Source organism: Ferruginibacter lapsinanis, assembly GCF_020783315.1.
In the GTDB taxonomy this organism is placed as follows: Bacteria; Bacteroidota; Bacteroidia; order Chitinophagales; family Chitinophagaceae; genus Ferruginibacter; species Ferruginibacter lapsinanis.
Genome location: NZ_CP086063.1, coordinates 2,814,846 through 2,831,457, shown reverse-complemented (window position 1 = coordinate 2,831,457; position 16,612 = coordinate 2,814,846). Strand labels below are relative to the sequence as shown.

Annotated in this window: 15 protein-coding genes; 4 read left to right on the top strand and 11 right to left on the bottom strand. The window is 37.4% G+C overall.

Translation table 11 applies throughout. The annotated features are described in order from the left end of the window. The first annotated feature begins 222 nt into the window (after positions 1-222). Positions 223-3,843, top strand: a complete 3,621-nt coding sequence (gene dnaE, locus LK994_RS11985; protein ID WP_229760323.1) for a DNA polymerase III subunit alpha — start codon at positions 223-225, stop codon at positions 3,841-3,843. A gap of 77 nt (positions 3,844-3,920) precedes the next feature. Here the strand turns inward: dnaE and LK994_RS11980 are convergent, their stop codons facing one another. Next, positions 3,921-4,217, bottom strand: a complete 297-nt coding sequence (locus LK994_RS11980; RefSeq protein WP_229760322.1) for a hypothetical protein — start codon at positions 4,215-4,217, stop codon at positions 3,921-3,923. A 205-nt stretch (positions 4,218-4,422) separates the two neighbouring features. Between LK994_RS11980 and trxA the strand changes: the two genes are divergently transcribed. Then, entirely contained in the window at positions 4,423-4,740 is a 318-nt protein-coding gene (trxA, locus tag LK994_RS11975; RefSeq protein WP_229760321.1) for a thioredoxin, read from the top strand. Between the two features lie 210 nt (positions 4,741-4,950). Beyond that, entirely contained in the window at positions 4,951-6,051 is a 1,101-nt protein-coding gene (gene ychF / locus LK994_RS11970) for a redox-regulated ATPase YchF (RefSeq protein WP_229760320.1), read from the top strand. Positions 6,052-6,210: 159 nt separating this feature from the next. On the opposite strand, the gene LK994_RS11965 is transcribed toward ychF, so the two are convergent. Together LK994_RS11965 and glgB are read right to left on the bottom strand one after the other, a co-directional pair. After that, the gene (locus LK994_RS11965; protein WP_229760319.1) at positions 6,211-7,230 is read right to left on the bottom strand and encodes a tetratricopeptide repeat protein; all 1,020 of its coding nucleotides are present in this window, start codon (positions 7,228-7,230) and stop codon (positions 6,211-6,213) included. Positions 7,231-7,319: 89 nt separating this feature from the next. Beyond that, positions 7,320-9,287, bottom strand: a complete 1,968-nt coding sequence (gene glgB / locus LK994_RS11960; protein ID WP_229760318.1) for a 1,4-alpha-glucan branching protein GlgB — start codon at positions 9,285-9,287, stop codon at positions 7,320-7,322. A gap of 396 nt (positions 9,288-9,683) precedes the next feature. Between glgB and LK994_RS11955 the strand changes: the two genes are divergently transcribed. Continuing rightward, a complete protein-coding gene (locus tag LK994_RS11955; protein ID WP_229760317.1) occupies positions 9,684-10,412 on the top strand; it encodes a pyridoxine 5'-phosphate synthase in 729 nt (242 codons plus the stop codon). Positions 10,413-10,416: 4 nt separating this feature from the next. Here the strand turns inward: LK994_RS11955 and LK994_RS11950 are convergent, their stop codons facing one another. The 8 genes from LK994_RS11950 to trpC all read right to left on the bottom strand — a co-directional run bounded on the left by LK994_RS11950 (position 10,417) and on the right by trpC (position 16,609). Next, positions 10,417-11,499, bottom strand: coding sequence for a TlpA disulfide reductase family protein (locus LK994_RS11950; protein ID WP_229760316.1), 1,083 nt, complete (start codon positions 11,497-11,499; stop codon positions 10,417-10,419). Between the two features lie 46 nt (positions 11,500-11,545). Continuing rightward, positions 11,546-12,316 carry a tryptophan synthase subunit alpha gene (trpA, locus tag LK994_RS11945; protein ID WP_229760315.1) on the bottom strand — a complete coding sequence of 257 codons (771 nt, stop codon included), beginning with the start codon at positions 12,314-12,316 and terminating at the stop codon, positions 11,546-11,548. A gap of 21 nt (positions 12,317-12,337) precedes the next feature. Next, entirely contained in the window at positions 12,338-12,574 is a 237-nt protein-coding gene (locus LK994_RS11940; RefSeq protein ID WP_229760314.1) for a hypothetical protein, read from the bottom strand. A gap of 133 nt (positions 12,575-12,707) precedes the next feature. Further along, entirely contained in the window at positions 12,708-13,925 is a 1,218-nt protein-coding gene (gene trpB, locus LK994_RS11935; protein WP_229760313.1) for a tryptophan synthase subunit beta, read from the bottom strand. Positions 13,926-14,040: 115 nt separating this feature from the next. After that, positions 14,041-14,532: a GNAT family N-acetyltransferase gene (locus LK994_RS11930; protein WP_229760312.1), complete on the bottom strand. Its 492-nt coding sequence runs from the start codon at positions 14,530-14,532 to the stop codon at positions 14,041-14,043. 12 nt (positions 14,533-14,544) lie between these two features. After that, complete coding sequence (locus tag LK994_RS11925) at positions 14,545-15,177, bottom strand: phosphoribosylanthranilate isomerase (protein ID WP_229760311.1); 633 nt, start codon at positions 15,175-15,177, stop codon at positions 14,545-14,547. A gap of 14 nt (positions 15,178-15,191) precedes the next feature. Then, a complete protein-coding gene (locus LK994_RS11920) occupies positions 15,192-15,821 on the bottom strand; it encodes a phosphoribosylanthranilate isomerase (RefSeq protein WP_229760310.1) in 630 nt (209 codons plus the stop codon). Beyond that, positions 15,821-16,609 carry an indole-3-glycerol phosphate synthase TrpC gene (gene trpC, locus LK994_RS11915; protein ID WP_229760309.1) on the bottom strand — a complete coding sequence of 263 codons (789 nt, stop codon included), beginning with the start codon at positions 16,607-16,609 and terminating at the stop codon, positions 15,821-15,823. The genes LK994_RS11920 and trpC overlap by 1 nt, the downstream gene beginning before the upstream one ends. Positions 16,610-16,612 lie beyond the last annotated feature (3 nt).

Genomic DNA, 16,612 nt, shown 5'->3' with positions numbered 1-16,612 from the left:
TTTATTCAACTCTCAATCTTAACTCGATAATGTTATACTTTTCCTTTCTGTGATTCCTGTAATACAAACTATTAATAAAATGGTCGTTTCAAATCCGGGGCAAAGGTAATGCCGTAAACCTGTAAAACCAAGTTAATTATACTAATAATATGATTATCAGTAACTTGCATTTGTGGAAAACGATATTATTGTAACAATTTTGAGTGAACGATATTTGTAATAATGAAATTTTCGCATTTACACGTCCATACTCAATTTTCGCTTTTAGATGGAGCTGCATCTATAAAAAACCTCTATAAAAAGGCAATTGCCGATGGTATGCCTGCGCTGGCCATCAGTGATCATGGTAATATGTTTGGCGCTTTTGAATTTGTAAAAGAAGCATATAACCACAAAAATGCCGATGGTACATTAAAGGTAAAACCCGTTGTTGGTTGCGAATTTTATATTACAACCGACAGAACAAGAAACAAATTCAGCAAGGAAGAAAAAGATCCCCGTCATCACCAGATACTGTTGGCTAAAAATGAGCAAGGGTATAAAAATTTAGTAAAACTAACCTCACTCGGATATATAGAAGGGATGTACAGTAAGTACCCTCGTATTGATAAAGAACTGATCCATAAATATCATGAAGGGCTGATTGCTACCACTTGTTGTTTGGGAGCATTAGTGCCTCAAACGATCCTGAAAAAAGGAGAAGATGAAGGAGAAAATGAATTCAAATGGTGGCTGAATATTTTCCAGGAAGACTATTATGTTGAGCTGCAACGGCATGGCATACCCGAACAGGATAAGGTAAATGAAGTTCTTTTAAAATTTGCCAAAAAATACAATGTAAAAGTTATAGCAAGTAATGATAGTCATTATGTAGATCAAAAAGATTTTAATGCACATGATATTCTGCTATGCATCAATACCGGCGAAAAGCAGGCCACTCCTGCCCTGCGTGAATTCACCGATGACGATGTAATGACAAAGAATAAACGTTTTGCATTTCCGAACGATCAGTTTTATCTGAAAACCACGGCAGAAATGTCGAAGGTGTTTGAAGATATCCCTGAAGCGATCGATAATACCAATGAGATCGTTTCTAAAATAGATCTGTTGGATCTGAAGAAAGAAATCCTGTTGCCTTTTTTTGAGGTTCCCGCTACTTTCAAATCACAGGATGATTATCTGGAGCATCTTACCTGGAGCGGAGCAAAGCAACGGTACAAAATAATTACGCCAGAAATTGAAGAACGGTTACAATTTGAATTAGGCATTATCAGGAAGATGGGATTTGCCGGCTACTTTTTAATTGTGAGTGATTTCATACGACATGGAAGAGATATCGGTGTATTCATCGGCCCTGGCCGTGGATCTGCTGCAGGTAGTGCCGTGGCTTATTGCATCGGCATTACTAATATCGATCCGATCAAATATAATTTACTATTCGAAAGATTCTTAAATCCTGAGCGTAAGAGCATGCCCGATATTGATACGGACTTTGATGATGATGGTCGTCAGAAAGTGATCGATTATGTGGTACAGAAATACGGAAAGAACCAGGTGGCGCAAATCATTACCTATGGTACTATGGCTGCCAAATCGAGTATAGCAGATGTGGCGAGGGTAATGGACCTTCCGATTGCAGAAAGCAGGGCTTTATCAAAATTGGTTCCAGAAAAGCCCGGTATCAACCTGAAGCGATTGTTACATGCTCCCATCACTACCAAAGAAGCAAAAGACGGAGAAAAAAGTCTGGAAGAAAAAGAGTCGTTGGTTGCTGACGATATTGAGAACGTAAAGAAATTAAGAGAATTATATGCCGGTAATGATCTGAACAGCAGAATTTTGCACGAAGCGGAAATATTGGAAGGTTCTGTTCGTAATACAGGTATCCATGCCTCAGCTATTATCATTGCACCGAAAGATCTCACGGAATTATTGCCCGTAGCTACTTCAAAGGAATCTGAACTTTGGATGACACAGATCGAAGGGAACTCTATTGAAGAGGCAGGTGTAATTAAGATGGATTTTTTAGGTTTGAGAACACTTAGCATCTTAAAAACGGCCTTATCTCTCATTAAACAAAACCATGGTGTAGAGATCGCTATTGATGATATTCCATTAGATGATGAAAAGACCTACGAGCTTTACCAGCGTGGGGATACCAATGCAACTTTTCAGTTTGAAAGTGCTGGTATGCAAAAATATTTACGTGAATTAAAACCGGATAAATTTGCTGATCTGATCGCAATGAATGCCTTGTATCGTCCGGGACCAATTGCCTATATTCCTGAATACATTGATCGTAAACATGGCAAGAAGCAGGTGGAGTATGATCTTCCGGATATGGAAGAACATTTGAAAGAGACCAACGGTATCACTGTTTATCAAGAACAGGTAATGTTGCTTTCACAAAAGCTTGCAGGATTCAGTAAAGGAGATGCGGATATTTTGCGTAAAGCAATGGGTAAAAAGCAAAGAGCGGTACTGGATAAAATGAAATTGCAGTTTGTTGAAGGTGCTACCGCTAAAGGACACCCGAAAGATAAATTAGAAAAAATCTGGACCGATTGGGAGGCATTTGCACAGTACGCTTTCAACAAATCTCACTCTACCTGTTATGCATTTGTGGCTTATCAGACAGCTTATCTGAAGGCCCACTATCCCAGCGAATATATGGCAGCGGTGTTGAATCATGCAGGTAGTATTGAAAAGATCACTTTCTTCATGGAAGAATGTAAACGAATGGGGCTTGTTGTTCTGGGGCCTGATATCAATGAAAGTAATAACGGATTTGCTGTAAACAATAAAGGAGAGATACGTTTTGGATTCAGTGGATTGAAAGGTGTTGGTGAAAAAGCGATCGAAGATATTATTACCGAAAGAAACAAAGGTGGACATTTTGCTTCCATATTTGATCTGGCAAAAAGGGTCAATCAGCGCTCTGTCAATAAAAAATCATTAGAAAGTTTAGCATATAGCGGTGCATTTGATTGCTTTAAAGATATTACCAGGGCTCAGTATTTTTATCAGGCGCCCGGGGATGTGCAGGGATTGGAAAAGATCATTAAGTTCGGTAGTGTGTTTCAATCACAAGCCACACAATCTACCAATACATTATTTGGTGATATGGTAATGCCGGAGATCGTTCCTCCTAAGCTATCTGTATGTGAGCCTTGGTCTTTGATAGAACAACTGGATCATGAAAAAGAAGTTACAGGAATGTACATGAGTGGTCATCCATTGGATAACTACAAGTTTGAGATGAAACATTATAATATTACTCCGCTGGCTGAATACAATGAGTTTAAGGCGATGGTAAATACATTGCCTAATAAAGGCAGACAGTTCAGAGTAGCAGGCCTTGTGATAGATGCACAGCATCGGTTGACTAAAACCGGAAAGAATTTCGGGATACTAACCATAGAAGATTATAGTGGCAAAAGTGAGTTCATGCTTTGGAGCGAAGACTATGTGAAGTACACCAACTATTTAGATAAAGGAATGATCGTGTTGGTTGAAGGCGGATTCAAACCCAGATACAATACAGATCAATACGAATTTAAACTAGGTAAGATACATCTGTTAGAAACAGTCAAGCCGGCACTTACCAAGCAAGTTACGGTAACTGTAGAGCCACAATTCATCAATAATGATTTTATCAATTTCATTGAAAAAAACATCAGTGAAAATCCCGGAGGAACTTTGCTTAGATTTAATATAATAGACGTTCGGAACAACCTTAAAGTTGGTCTGAATACTTTTGAGAAAAATTTTAAAATGAATGATGATATGGCAATTTTTCTCAATGAGAATAAAGATATAGAAGTGAGTGTGGTAACATCGTAATTTGGAGATTTGGAAATGTGCCAATTTTTAGTAAGATGTTTTACATCTCCAAATCTCCAAATTTTCAAATCGATAACTCATTCAATCATAAATATTTCCCTGCGTCCACCTTCCACGCAATCCATATATCCTTTCATTATTTCTTTTAATTCATCACTCATGGTAGCTGTTCGTAGATCTTTAAAGAAAGTACCGATGTCTTCTGTTTCGGATTCAAGAACAACAGTCCAGTATGTACTAACAATATCAGTAAGTACCTTCATGTTTTTCATTTTTTGTTCTTTAGCAAAATGCGGAGCAGCTTGTTTAAACATTTTAACAAGATCTTTCGCTTTGCCTGGTTTAGCTTGAAAAGTTTCTCTTATTAAATACATGGCAGAATATTTTAGAAACTAAAATTAATTTTTATATCTGCCAATTGCAAGCACTATTTTAACCAATAAACGGCCTTTTTGCCGACACAATGACCTGTTTTTATGCCAATATTTTTTCAGCACATATTGTGGATATGTCATTACAACATATTTAAGAGTTTGGATGTAAATTTGCCCTCTTCCTACAAATTTTAAACTAAATAATATGGCACACGAATTCACAGATGTAAATTTTAAAGAAAAAGTATTAGACTCAGATAAATTGTCGGTAATCGATTTTTGGGCAGAATGGTGTGGTCCTTGCCGTGCTATCGGACCAGTTATCGAAGAATTATCAAAAGAATATGAAGGAAAAGTTAACGTAGGTAAAGTAAATGTTGATCATAATCCCGAAGTATCAATGAGTTATGGTATCACCAGCATTCCGGCTATCCTTTTTGTGAAAGGTGGTCAGGTTGTTGACAAATTGGTTGGCGCACAACCTAAATCTAATTTTGTTAAAAAGATTGAACAACATAAATAGTTGGGCTTTATTTAACCTGAAAGAGCTGTTTCGTTTCGGAACAGCTCTTTTGTTTATGGTTGGAAGTTAGATCTTGGAAGTTAACAGTATGATGATTGAAAACAATCCGCTCTATTTGAAATGCTAAACTTCCAACCTCCAACTTCCAACTACAACCCTTACCTTTGCAGCCGCAAATCTAAAATCGTAAATTTTAAATCGTAACTATAAATGGCTCTTCAAGCAGGAATTGTGGGATTACCCAATGTAGGAAAATCGACCCTTTTTAATGCAGTTAGTAATAGTGCAAAAGCGCAAGCAAGTAACTATCGTTTTTGTACCATTGAACCTAATGTAGGGTTGGTAAATGTACCTGATCCCCGACTGGATAAATTAGCAGAATTGGTACAACCTGAACGCACTGTGCCTACGCAAATCGAGATTGTAGATATTGCAGGTTTAGTACGTGGTGCAAGTAAAGGCGAAGGGTTGGGCAATAAATTCCTGGCTAATATTCGTGAGGTAGATGCAATCATTCACGTGATCCGTTGTTTTGAAGATGAAAATATTTTGAGAGATGAAGGACCTATTAACCCTGTTGGAGATAAAGAGATCATTGAAACAGAATTGCAATTAAAAGATCTCGAAAGCGTAGAGAAAAAAATTCAACGCACAGAAAAACTGATCAAGAACGGAGATGCTAAAATGAAAGCCGAACTGGAAGTATTGACAAGATGTAAAGATCAATTGAACCAGGGAAAAAGCATTTTAGCTTTGGGATTGTCAAAAGAAGAAAAATCAGCCATTGAAGATATTTTCCTGTTGACAGATAAACCTATCTTATATGTTGCCAATGTAGATGAGGCAAGTATGCATACCGGGAATAAATTTTCTGATGCATTGATTGAAGCAGTAAAGGCTGAAGGTAACCAGGTAATTATAATGACAAATGCTATTGAGGCTCAAATTGCAGAATTTGATAATCCGGAAGACAAGCAAATGTTTATGGAAGAATATAAAATGACTGAGCCTGCATTAGACAGACTTATTCATTCAACCTATAAATTACTGAATCTCTCCACTTATTTTACCGCAGGTGTACAGGAAGTAAGGGCATGGACAATTCATCAAGGCTGGAAAGCACCACAGGCTGCCAGTGTGATCCATACAGATTTTGAAAAAGGATTTATCAAAGCAGAGGTTATTGCTTACAATGATTTTATTTCTTATAAATCTGAAGCTGCATGCAGAGAAAACGGTAAATTAAGGATTGAAGGAAAAGAATATGTGGTAAATGATGGAGATGTGATGCATTTCAGATTCAATGTGTAGTTGAATAGATTAAGGCCGTAGTAAGCAAAAGCTATGCATTATAATAGTGGATTTTAATTTTTTCAGGTCAGCCATTCGGTGTCGACAATAAAAATCCCGGAATTGAGAACAATTCCGGGACAATCATCATGTATTTTTTAGTTATAGCCAAAAAACATTTTATAAACCTGCGCTCATATTCTTTTGGCGCATGCCGGCCAAAGTAGGATCCAACTCAATAGCTCTGTCGCACATTTGTTGACCTCTATCTTTGTCGCCTTTCTTTTGAAAACATAGTCCGGCTTGCCATAGGGCTTTACCGTCTTTCATATCCAGCTCCATCAATTTTTGGCAGAACTCTAATGATTTATCGTACATTTTACGTTTGTAGTAAGCATCTGCAATATCTCTCAGCATATCTTTATTACCTGGTTTTTTTGCTATCAAATCCAATAACAATTTTTCTCCTTTTTCAAACTCTCCGCTGAAGATATATGCATATCCAAGATTTTCGTTAAAGTCACTGCTTTGATTATATCCGTTTTCTGCAGCTTTATTAAAATAAACTACGGCTGTTTTAAAATCATCATTATTATAACTTAATAAGCCAAGTTCATATGACCATGCATTTTTTGTTTGGTCTAATTCTACCGCCTTTTTGTAAAAAGGAACAGCTTTCTGATATTCCTCCATTTCCAGATAACTTCTTCCGATCGTATAGGTAGCTTCCGCATCTTTAGGATTCTTTGATAAAAAACTTTGTAGGGTTGCAACTGCTGATGGATAATCTTCCTGCTGGTAACTGCTTAATCCGATGATCTTTTCAGCATTCGGGTAGTTTTTGCATTTTTTTGCAAACTCTATCGCTTTTCCAAATTGACGGTATGAATAGTATAATTCTGTTAATTGTTGTATCGCAACGGCATTGTTGGGATCTAGTTCGTAAACTTTTGTAAAGGCAAATTTTGCAGCATCAGTTCTACGCATTTCCAGATTAATGAAACCATTTTCTAAATACGCTTCTGTATATTTTGGGTTGAACTCCAATGCTTTATCCAATAGTTTTGATGCAATCTGAAATCGCTTGGCAGTTTTCTCCAACATCGCTTTTTGAAAATAAACCTGGGCACTGTCTGAATTTTCTGAGAAGGCGGTAAATGCCACAAAGGAGCATACCAAAGAGGTAATTAGACTTTTCATCTTTATTGGATTTAGTTGTACGGATAAAATACAATTACTGTACCAAAATCATACTAACTTAACCAAAGAGATAAATTAGCCTGATACAGCTATCGCATTATAATACTACCTAACGCCGGAAGGTGGAGATTTATTTCATATAAGTCAGTATTTTTTTCTACCAGGGTAATTTCAGGCGCCGGATTGAATACATCACCGGTACCCCAATACTGCTTACTGTCACTATTGAAAACCTCCGTCCAGTTTGATTTTCCGTATATTTTTACCTTCCAGTCTTTGCGTACAACGGGAGTTAAATTTAATATGACCAATACATCATTTTTTCGGTCTTTTCCGATGCGTTTATAGGCGATTACCCCCTCTTTTCGTTGGTTTGTTTCCACCCATTCAAAGCCCCCGGGAATGAATTGCAATTCATGTAAAGCCGGTAAAGATGTGTATAAATTGTTCAGGTCTTTAACACAGTTTTGCATCATTTTATGACAATCAAACTGCAAAAGATCCCACCTCAACTCTGATTTATAATTCCATTCTTCTGTTTGTGCAAATTCGTTGCCCATGAACAATAATTTTCCTCCTGGATGGGTGTACATATAAGTGTACATCAGGCGAAGATTGGCAAATTTTTGCCATTCATCTCCAGGCATTTTGTATATCATAGGACTTTTACCGTGCACAATTTCATCATGGCTCAATGGCAACATAAAGTTTTCATCATAAAAATACATCATGCTGAAAGTGAACTTATCCTGATTGAATTGCCTGAAGTATGGATCCATTTTAAAATAGTCCAATGTGTCATGCATCCATCCCATCATCCATTTCATACCAAAACCCAATCCGCCTGCAAAAGTTGGCTTGGATATACCGGGCCAATCTGTTGCTTCCTCTGCAATTGTTTGTACATCGGGAAAATCTCTGTAGATCATCTCATTCAATTCTTTAATAAAAGCAATGGCTTCTATGTTACCATTTCCCCCAAATTCATTTGGCTCCCACTCTCCTTCTTCTCTTGAATAATTTAATTTGAGCATAGAGCTAACAGCATCTACTCTTATACCATCTATATGAAATTGATCAAACCAATAACGGGCACTGCTGATCAGGAATGACTTTACCTCTCCTCTTTTATAATTAAAAATGTATGAGTTCCAGTCTGGATGAAATCCTTTACGCATGTCTGCATACTCGTATGTGTGTGTGCCGTCAAACATGAACAAACCGTGTGAGTCGTATGGGAAATGCGATGGAACCCAATCTAATACCACACCAACTCCGGCAGCATGAAATGCATCGATCATAGCCATGAAATCCTCAGGCGAACCAAACCTTGAAGTGGCGGCAAAAAAGCCTGTTCCCTGGTACCCCCAACTGCCGTCAAACGGATGTTCCATAACCGGCATGAACTCTACATGTGTAAAGCCCATATCTTTTACATAAGGAACCAGTCGTTCTGTGATCTGTTGGTAAGTGTTATACGCTTCTTCATTGTTTTTATCAGGGCGCATCCAGCTTGCCAGGTGCACTTCATATACACTCCATGGAGCATCCAGTGCATTATGTTTCATCCTGCTTTTCATCCAGGAGCTGTCTTTCCAATCATATTGTGTTTTCCAGGTGATGGAAGCGGTTAAAGGTCTTTTTTCCCAAAAATTTGCATATGGATCCCCTTTGTCAACCTCAATTCCCTGGTATCCTTTAATAAAATATTTGTATACTTCACCTTTTTTAAAGTGCGGAATAAAACCTTCCCATATACCTGAATTATCTATACGAACATACAGTGGATGTGTGTCATTTTTCCAATCATTGAAATTGCCTTTTACACATACGGCTGTAGCATTGGGAGCCCATACAGCAAAATAATAACCGGAAGTACCTAACACTTCTGCTTCATGGCTACCGAATTTTTCGTAGGCATTATACATAGTTCCATTCTGATAATTTCGTATATCCTCGTCCGTTAGTAATGAGTAATTCCATACCGGCTTTGTGCTATCTACAAAATGAATTTCCTCGTATTTTTTTGTGACTTGTGTAGTTTTATCGGCAGACATCGTTGAAGTAACTTTTAAATAAACGGTTAGTAAAGTATCTATGTAAATTTATGAATTGTATGGTAGAAATAGAAAACTAATAATGAAAAGTGCTTATGTTACTTTTTTTGCGGAAAAAAAGTAACCAAAAAAGCTGTCGATAAAGGATTACAGCCCTCCCTACGTTACGTTGGAATCGATTAGTTCCCTGATTAGTCCCCAACCTGTTGGGGATACTACTGTGAATTCGGCATTTGTAATTCTATATTATGTTATACGGTATTTACAAAGGTCAATAGGATTTCTACTGATGAAGAGTGCGACGCCAATGAAGCTACACAAAGATCTGCAGCTGGTTACCAAAATAAAAATATAGCGAAGCTATCATATTTGGAAGCTTTGTACCTTTGTACTCTGATGACTAAATTATCTGTAAATATCAATAAAATAGCTACGCTGCGTAATAGTCGTGGGGGCAATAATCCCGATCTGATAAAAACTGCATTGGATATTGAACGTTTTGGTGCAGAGGGAATCACGGTGCATCCCCGTCCGGATGAAAGACACATTCGTTATGCAGATGTGTATGACCTAAAAAAGGTAATTCACACTGAATTTAATATTGAAGGGAATTGTACCGAGCAGTCTTTTGTTGACCTGGTATTGGCTAATAAGCCGGCACAGGTTACGTTGGTACCGGATGCTATTGGTCAGCTAACTTCCAATCATGGCTGGAATACCATTGAACATAAAGCGTATCTGACAGATATGATCGCTGTTTTTAAAAACGCAGGGATCAGGGTGTCTATTTTTGTTGATCCGGTGATAGAAATGGTAGAAGGAGCAAAAGCTACAGGTACGGACAGGATTGAATTATATACAGAAGGGTATGCTAAGGAATATGCAATTGGTAATAAGCAACAAGCAATAACCCCTTATATAGCTGCCGCAAAAAAAGCAAATGAATTAGGTTTAGGCATTAACGCCGGTCATGATCTTGATCTGCATAACCTGAAATTTTTTGCTGAAAATATACCTGGTTTACTGGAGGTGTCTATCGGGCATGCATTGATCTGTGATGCACTTTACCTGGGACTAGAAAATACGGTACAGTTATACAAACGTCAACTACAAACGTCTGTTTAGGTTTTTATTTAAGCAGTTTAGCAAGTTTTCTGGTCAGTTTTTCCCCACGTAGATTCTTGCCAACTATTTTTCCCTGGGCATCGATCAAAATATTTTGAGGGATACTATTGATGTAAAATTGCTGTGCTACCACGTTACTCCAACCCTGCAAATCGCTAACATGCGACCAGGTCAATCCATCCATAGTGATGGCATCTATCCATGCCTGCTTGCCTTTATCAAGTGATACACCCAGCACAGTGAAATTTTTATTCTTGAATTTATTATACGCAGCTACAACATTTGGATTTTCCATACGACATGGCCGGCACCAACTGGCCCAGAAATCAACCAAAACATATTTTCCTCTTAAAGAGCTAAGTGTTATCGGATTTCCTGCTGTATCAGCTTGTGTAAAATCTGACATGATCGTTCCTATACCATTCTTTTTTCTGTCTTCGATCAGTTGAACAACATAATTACCCATGTTGGATATTTTTACATTCGAATCCAACATATTATACAACAATTGTGTGTTATCTTCTTCATCATCTACCTGGCTGTAATGAATGATCGCCAATGGGGAAACATAAGATTTAGGGTGTTGGGCAACAAAGTCCTGTGTGATCTTCAGCATATTTTTTTCTGCAATAGAATCATAAGGAGCATTCTCTTCCAGTATATGCCTGTAGGGTTCTATGGCCTTATCATATTCCTGATAATCTTTATTAGATCTCGATCCGGTAACTTTTGCGTTAGTAATTGAATCTTTTGTGCCAACTACTTTAACAATACTGTTATCTAAAAACATTACCAGATAAGGAGGCGTATTATTAATAAGCAATATCTTAAAGTCCGGCTGCCCAAGTTTCCCTTTGAATGAGAATTTGTTTTTATTGATTTTGGTTTCGGCTTCCTGTACACCTGTTCGTCCATTCAATAAAGCGATCTTTGTTCCATCTGTAAAGCCTTTCAAAGTTCCGTTAATGATGAATTCATCTGCTGCTTTTTTGGAACGGACAGCAGTATGTTTTTTTACATACTTTTTATGGGTCTGAGAAAATGTCAGCAGTGGAGTAAATAAAACAAGAAGCAAAAATTTCTTCATACGATAACTTTGAATATGCAATTTAACTGTTTTGCAAAGATTTAAATTAGCTTAATATTTTATTTAAGAAATCTTTAGTAACTCCGTTAATATCCAATGTGTTTTGAAGTGCATTGATATAAGCGCTGCCAATAATAGCTCCATTGGTATGTTTACAGGCTGCCTCAAAAGTTTGTTTATCTTTAATGCCAAATCCCACCAATACAGGATTCTTTAAGTTCATTTGTTGCAGCTTAATAAAATATTCTTCCTGATTGGCAATGACCTTATTACTGCCAGTTGTTGAGGAAGATGATACAGCATAAATAAAGCCGGTACTCAAAGAGTCAATTTTACGAATACGTTCCTCTCCGGTTTCGGGTGTTACTAAGAATATAAAATCGAGGCCGTGTTTTTTTATAACAGCACCATATTCAGTTTCAAATTCATACATAGGTAGATCCGGCAATATTAATGCATCAACGCCTACCTCAGCAGCAGCAGCACAGAATTTTTCTAATCCGTATTGCATGATAGGATTCATATATCCCATCAGGATTACCGGGATAGAAACCTTTTGTCTGAGATCCTTTAACTGTTCGAATAAAATGTTTAGTGTCATTCCGTTTCCTAATGCCACAGCACTACTTTGCTGAATCACTTCTCCATCAGCTAATGGATCGCTGTAAGGCATACCTATTTCAATAATATCTGCGCCGTTGGCTTCCAGCGCCTGCATTACTTCAATCGTACTGTTCAGTCGCGGATACCCTGCCGTACAGTACACGTTCAATACATTATTTTTTTTTCGATTAAAAAGTGCTGTTAGTTTACTCATGATTATATTCAACGCATTTTATTAATATACAGGCGTAATGCCCACTACATTCTCTCCTAATTTTATAAAGCTATACTTTGGATATGTGTCTATGTCTAATGTTAATTTATACAAAGTAGTTTTATCGCCTATTTTTATGTCAGATAAATTTGTGATCAGTGAATCTCCCCTTCTTATAACAGTAAAATCTTTTTCCGTGAAATTATCCGGGAGACAATAATAGAACTCAAAACGTTCTCCGTTTATATTTGATGTCATAGTGCTGTTAGGCACGGGCTGTGAACAATTGCCTTTTTTCTCTGCTACTAAAGTATGCTTGAGATAAGGCCCGGTTTCACATGAGACAAAAAAAATACAGATGCAAAAAAATGATAAAAGTTTCATATTGAGATTATGCTGTTTCCATTGCCTTCATGTAAGTAGATAGATCCTTATCACCTCTTCCGCTTAAACAAACTACTACCACATCCTCTTTTTTAAATTTAATATTATTTAATGCAAAAAGTGCATGTGCACTCTCTAATGCAGGGATGATGCCTTCCAGTTTACTCAGCTCAAATGCGGCCTGTAATGCTTCCTTATCTGTTGCACTCATAAAAATCCCCCTGCCACTTTTATATAGATGTGCATGTAATGGGCCGATACCGGGATAATCCAATCCTGCTGAAATGCTATGTGGCTCTACCACCTGGCCATCTTCCGTTTGCATGAGTAAGCTTTTACTGCCATGCAAAATACCTGGTGTTCCCAGTTGTGTTGTTGCTGCACTCATGCCGCTGTTGATACCACAACCTGCAGCTTCCACTGCAACCAGCTTTACTGATCGTTCATCTAAAAAGTGATAAAATGCACCTGCTGCATTGCTGCCTCCACCAACGCACGCTACTACGTAATCGGGATTTTTATTGCCGGTCTTTTCCTGTAATTGTTTTTTTGTTTCTTCACTGATCACACTTTGGAATCTTGCAACCATATCGGGGTATGGATGTGGACCAACCACACTGCCAATGATATAATGTGTATCTACCGGATTATTGATCCAATCTCTTATCGCTTCATTGGTGGCATCTTTCAATGTTTTACTACCGCTTTTAGCAGGAACAACGGTAGCGCCTAGCATCTTCATTCTGGCAACATTTGGAGCCTGGCGCTCAATATCTTTTTCTCCCATGTAGACAATACATTCCAATCCTTTCAATGCACAAACCGTTGCAGTAGCCACGCCATGCTGCCCGGCGCCTGTTTCGGCTATGATCCTTTTTTTGCCTAATTTGATGGCAAGTAAAATCTGGCCGATGGTGTTGTTTATTTTGTGTGCACCGGTATGGCAGAGATCTTCTCTTTTCAGATAAATTTTTGCACCATATTTTGCACTTAATCTTTCTGCTAAAAATAAAGGAGTTGGCCTTCCAACATAATCAATCAGCAATTGTTGAAACTCTTTTTGAAATTCAGGCTCATACATTATTTGCAAATAATTCTCCTGCAATTCTTTAACATTGGGATATAACATTTCAGGGATAAATGCTCCTCCAAAATCTCCATAATAACCATGTTCATTTACGCCCCAAACCCCTGAAGGGGCTTCTAAGCTCTTTTCTGTTTGCATATTCTTTATTTTTTCAAACTACTGTTTTATCATTATTTTTTTTGACAAACATTTGCTTTTCATGGCATCATCGTTGTGTCACTCACTTGTACTGCATACCAATAGTCAACAATACTTATACAATCAACTCTAATAATTTCAGATCTAGCCATCGGTCAAACTTATAGCCTACTTCCTTTAAATGTGCTGCTTCGGTAAACCCGAATTTTTTATGCAATGCAATGCTCTCTACATTGTCGGCATCTATACCTGCTATAATGCTATGCAATTGCAATTTTTTTGCAGCATCGATCAAAGGAGGTAATAATAACTTCCCCACACCTCTACCTCTGCAATCCTGGGCAACATACACAGAATTTTCTACCGTAAACCTATACCCTGCCCATGTTCTGAAAGGGCCTATCGTACTGAATCCAACAATTTTATTATTCTCTTCTGCAACAAAAACCGGAAACCCCTGTTCTTTTTTTGTATTGAACCAGACCTGTCTCATTTCCATTGTGTGCGGATTGTAATCCCATACAGCTGTAGTGTTTATAATGATATCATTATAAATTTCCAGCATCTGTGGCAGATCATTTTCGGTAGCTAGTCTGATTGCAATCATTAAAAATAATTATCAATGTTTAAATCCCTGCTTGAATTGTAATACCAGTCCCATATCTTTTACACCAGGTTCTTTTTCCAGTTTGCTATTTACATCAACGCCTAAAAAATCAGGGTGTTTGAATTTTTTGATTTTTTCAATATCATCTATGCTAATACCACCACTCAAAAAGAATGGTTTTTCAATTTTCGCTTTGCTTAAAATTTTCCAATCAAACTGTTTGCCGGTGCCGCCTGATTTGCCATCTTTAGTAGCGGTGTCAAATAAATAATAATCGCATACTGCATCATAATCAGCAACCAACTCATCAATATCTACGTTTCCATCGCCGATACTGAATGCTTTGATCACTTCTACTTCTTCAGAGAGGTCTTCACACATTTCCGGAGTTTCTTCTCCGTGCAATTGAACTACATTTAAACCGTATTCATCAATCGCATCCAACACGTCTATCATTTCCGGATTACGAAATACCCCTACTGTCTTTAGGTCAAAATCGGCATTTTTAATTTCACTTTTATTTAGTTTGTCTCCTACATATCTTGGAGAATCCTTTACAAAGATCAATCCTGCAAAATCAATTCCTAATCCATCTAACTGTTGTAACTGTTTCAATTGTGTAATACCACATACTTTAATGTTCATCTTCTTTTTTCTTTTTATAATTGACTTGTAAAATTTTTAATTAGTTCCATATCCTTGATGCCGGGCATCACTTCAAATTTAGTATTGATATCAATTGCAAATAATGCTTTTGCTTCTGGTTTCGCTGCAAATGTTTTCAAATTTTCTGCATCAGACGGTTCAATACCACCGCTTAAAAAATAAGGTTTGCCTACCTGAACTCCTGATAGTTGTTTGTCCCAATCAAATTTTTTGCCGGTACCGCCATATCCCACTCCTTCTGTATCAAACATAAACATATCGCAAACGTTCATGTACTCTTGAATGCGGTAGCCAATATTATCAGATTCACTCACTCTGAAAGCTTTTACTACTGAAATATAATCAGCAATTTTTTCGCAATATTTAGGTGTTTCATCTCCATGTAATTGTACCATGTGTAATCTGCATTCATCCACCATATGCAATACTTCTTCTGTAGAAGCATTTACAAAAACCCCCACCTTATTAATATTGTTTTCCTTTTTTATCTGATTTGTGGTCATGTGGCGTAGCACATACCTCGGCGATCTCGGATAAAAAATGAATCCGGCAAAGGTAGCGCCAACTTCCGGCAATTTTACCAATTGCTCTCCTTGTGTAATACCACAAACTTTTACTCTCATTACGCTGATGCTTTTAATTGTTTTACAAATTCGGCAAAAGCAATCGTTGGGTTGGGTTGTTTCATAAAGTTCTCACCTATTAAAAAACCCTTAAATCCGGCATTTTTAAAGATATTGATCGTTTCTACATTGTGAATACCGCTTTCTGCTACTTTGATCTTATCCGCTGGTATCTGTTTGCTTAAAGCAATGGACCGGTTGATATCAACCGTAAAGGTTTTCAGATCCCGGTTATTTACACCCACTATGGCAGTTTCATCACATATATGTACTAATTCTTCTTCAGCATGAATTTCAAGTAACACTTCTAAGCCTAAACTTGTTGCAAAGATGGCTAATTCTTTCACTCTTTGTGGTGTTAAGCAAGCTGCTATCAATAAGATAACATCAGCCCCCATTGACTTTGCTTCGATGATCTGGTATTCATCAATAATAAAATCTTTTCTTAAGATAGGAATATTATTGATCCTTGCTTTAGTCAGGTCATTAGTGGTTCCGCCGAAGAATATTTCATCTGTAAGCACAGATAAACAGCTTGCACCATTTTCTGTATACGCTTTTGTAACATCCACCACATCCGCAGTTGCATTGATCACTCCTTTTGATGGAGATTGACGTTTGAACTCAGCAATGATGCCTGTTTTCGTTTCATCCAGTAAAAATTGTTTTAATGAAAAACAAGTACGGCTATACAGTGGAGAATTTCTTAATTCCTCTGCACTTGTTTGCAATTTTCTTTCTGCTACTTCAATTGCTTTTTGTTCAATTATTTTATCTAAAATAGTCATGAG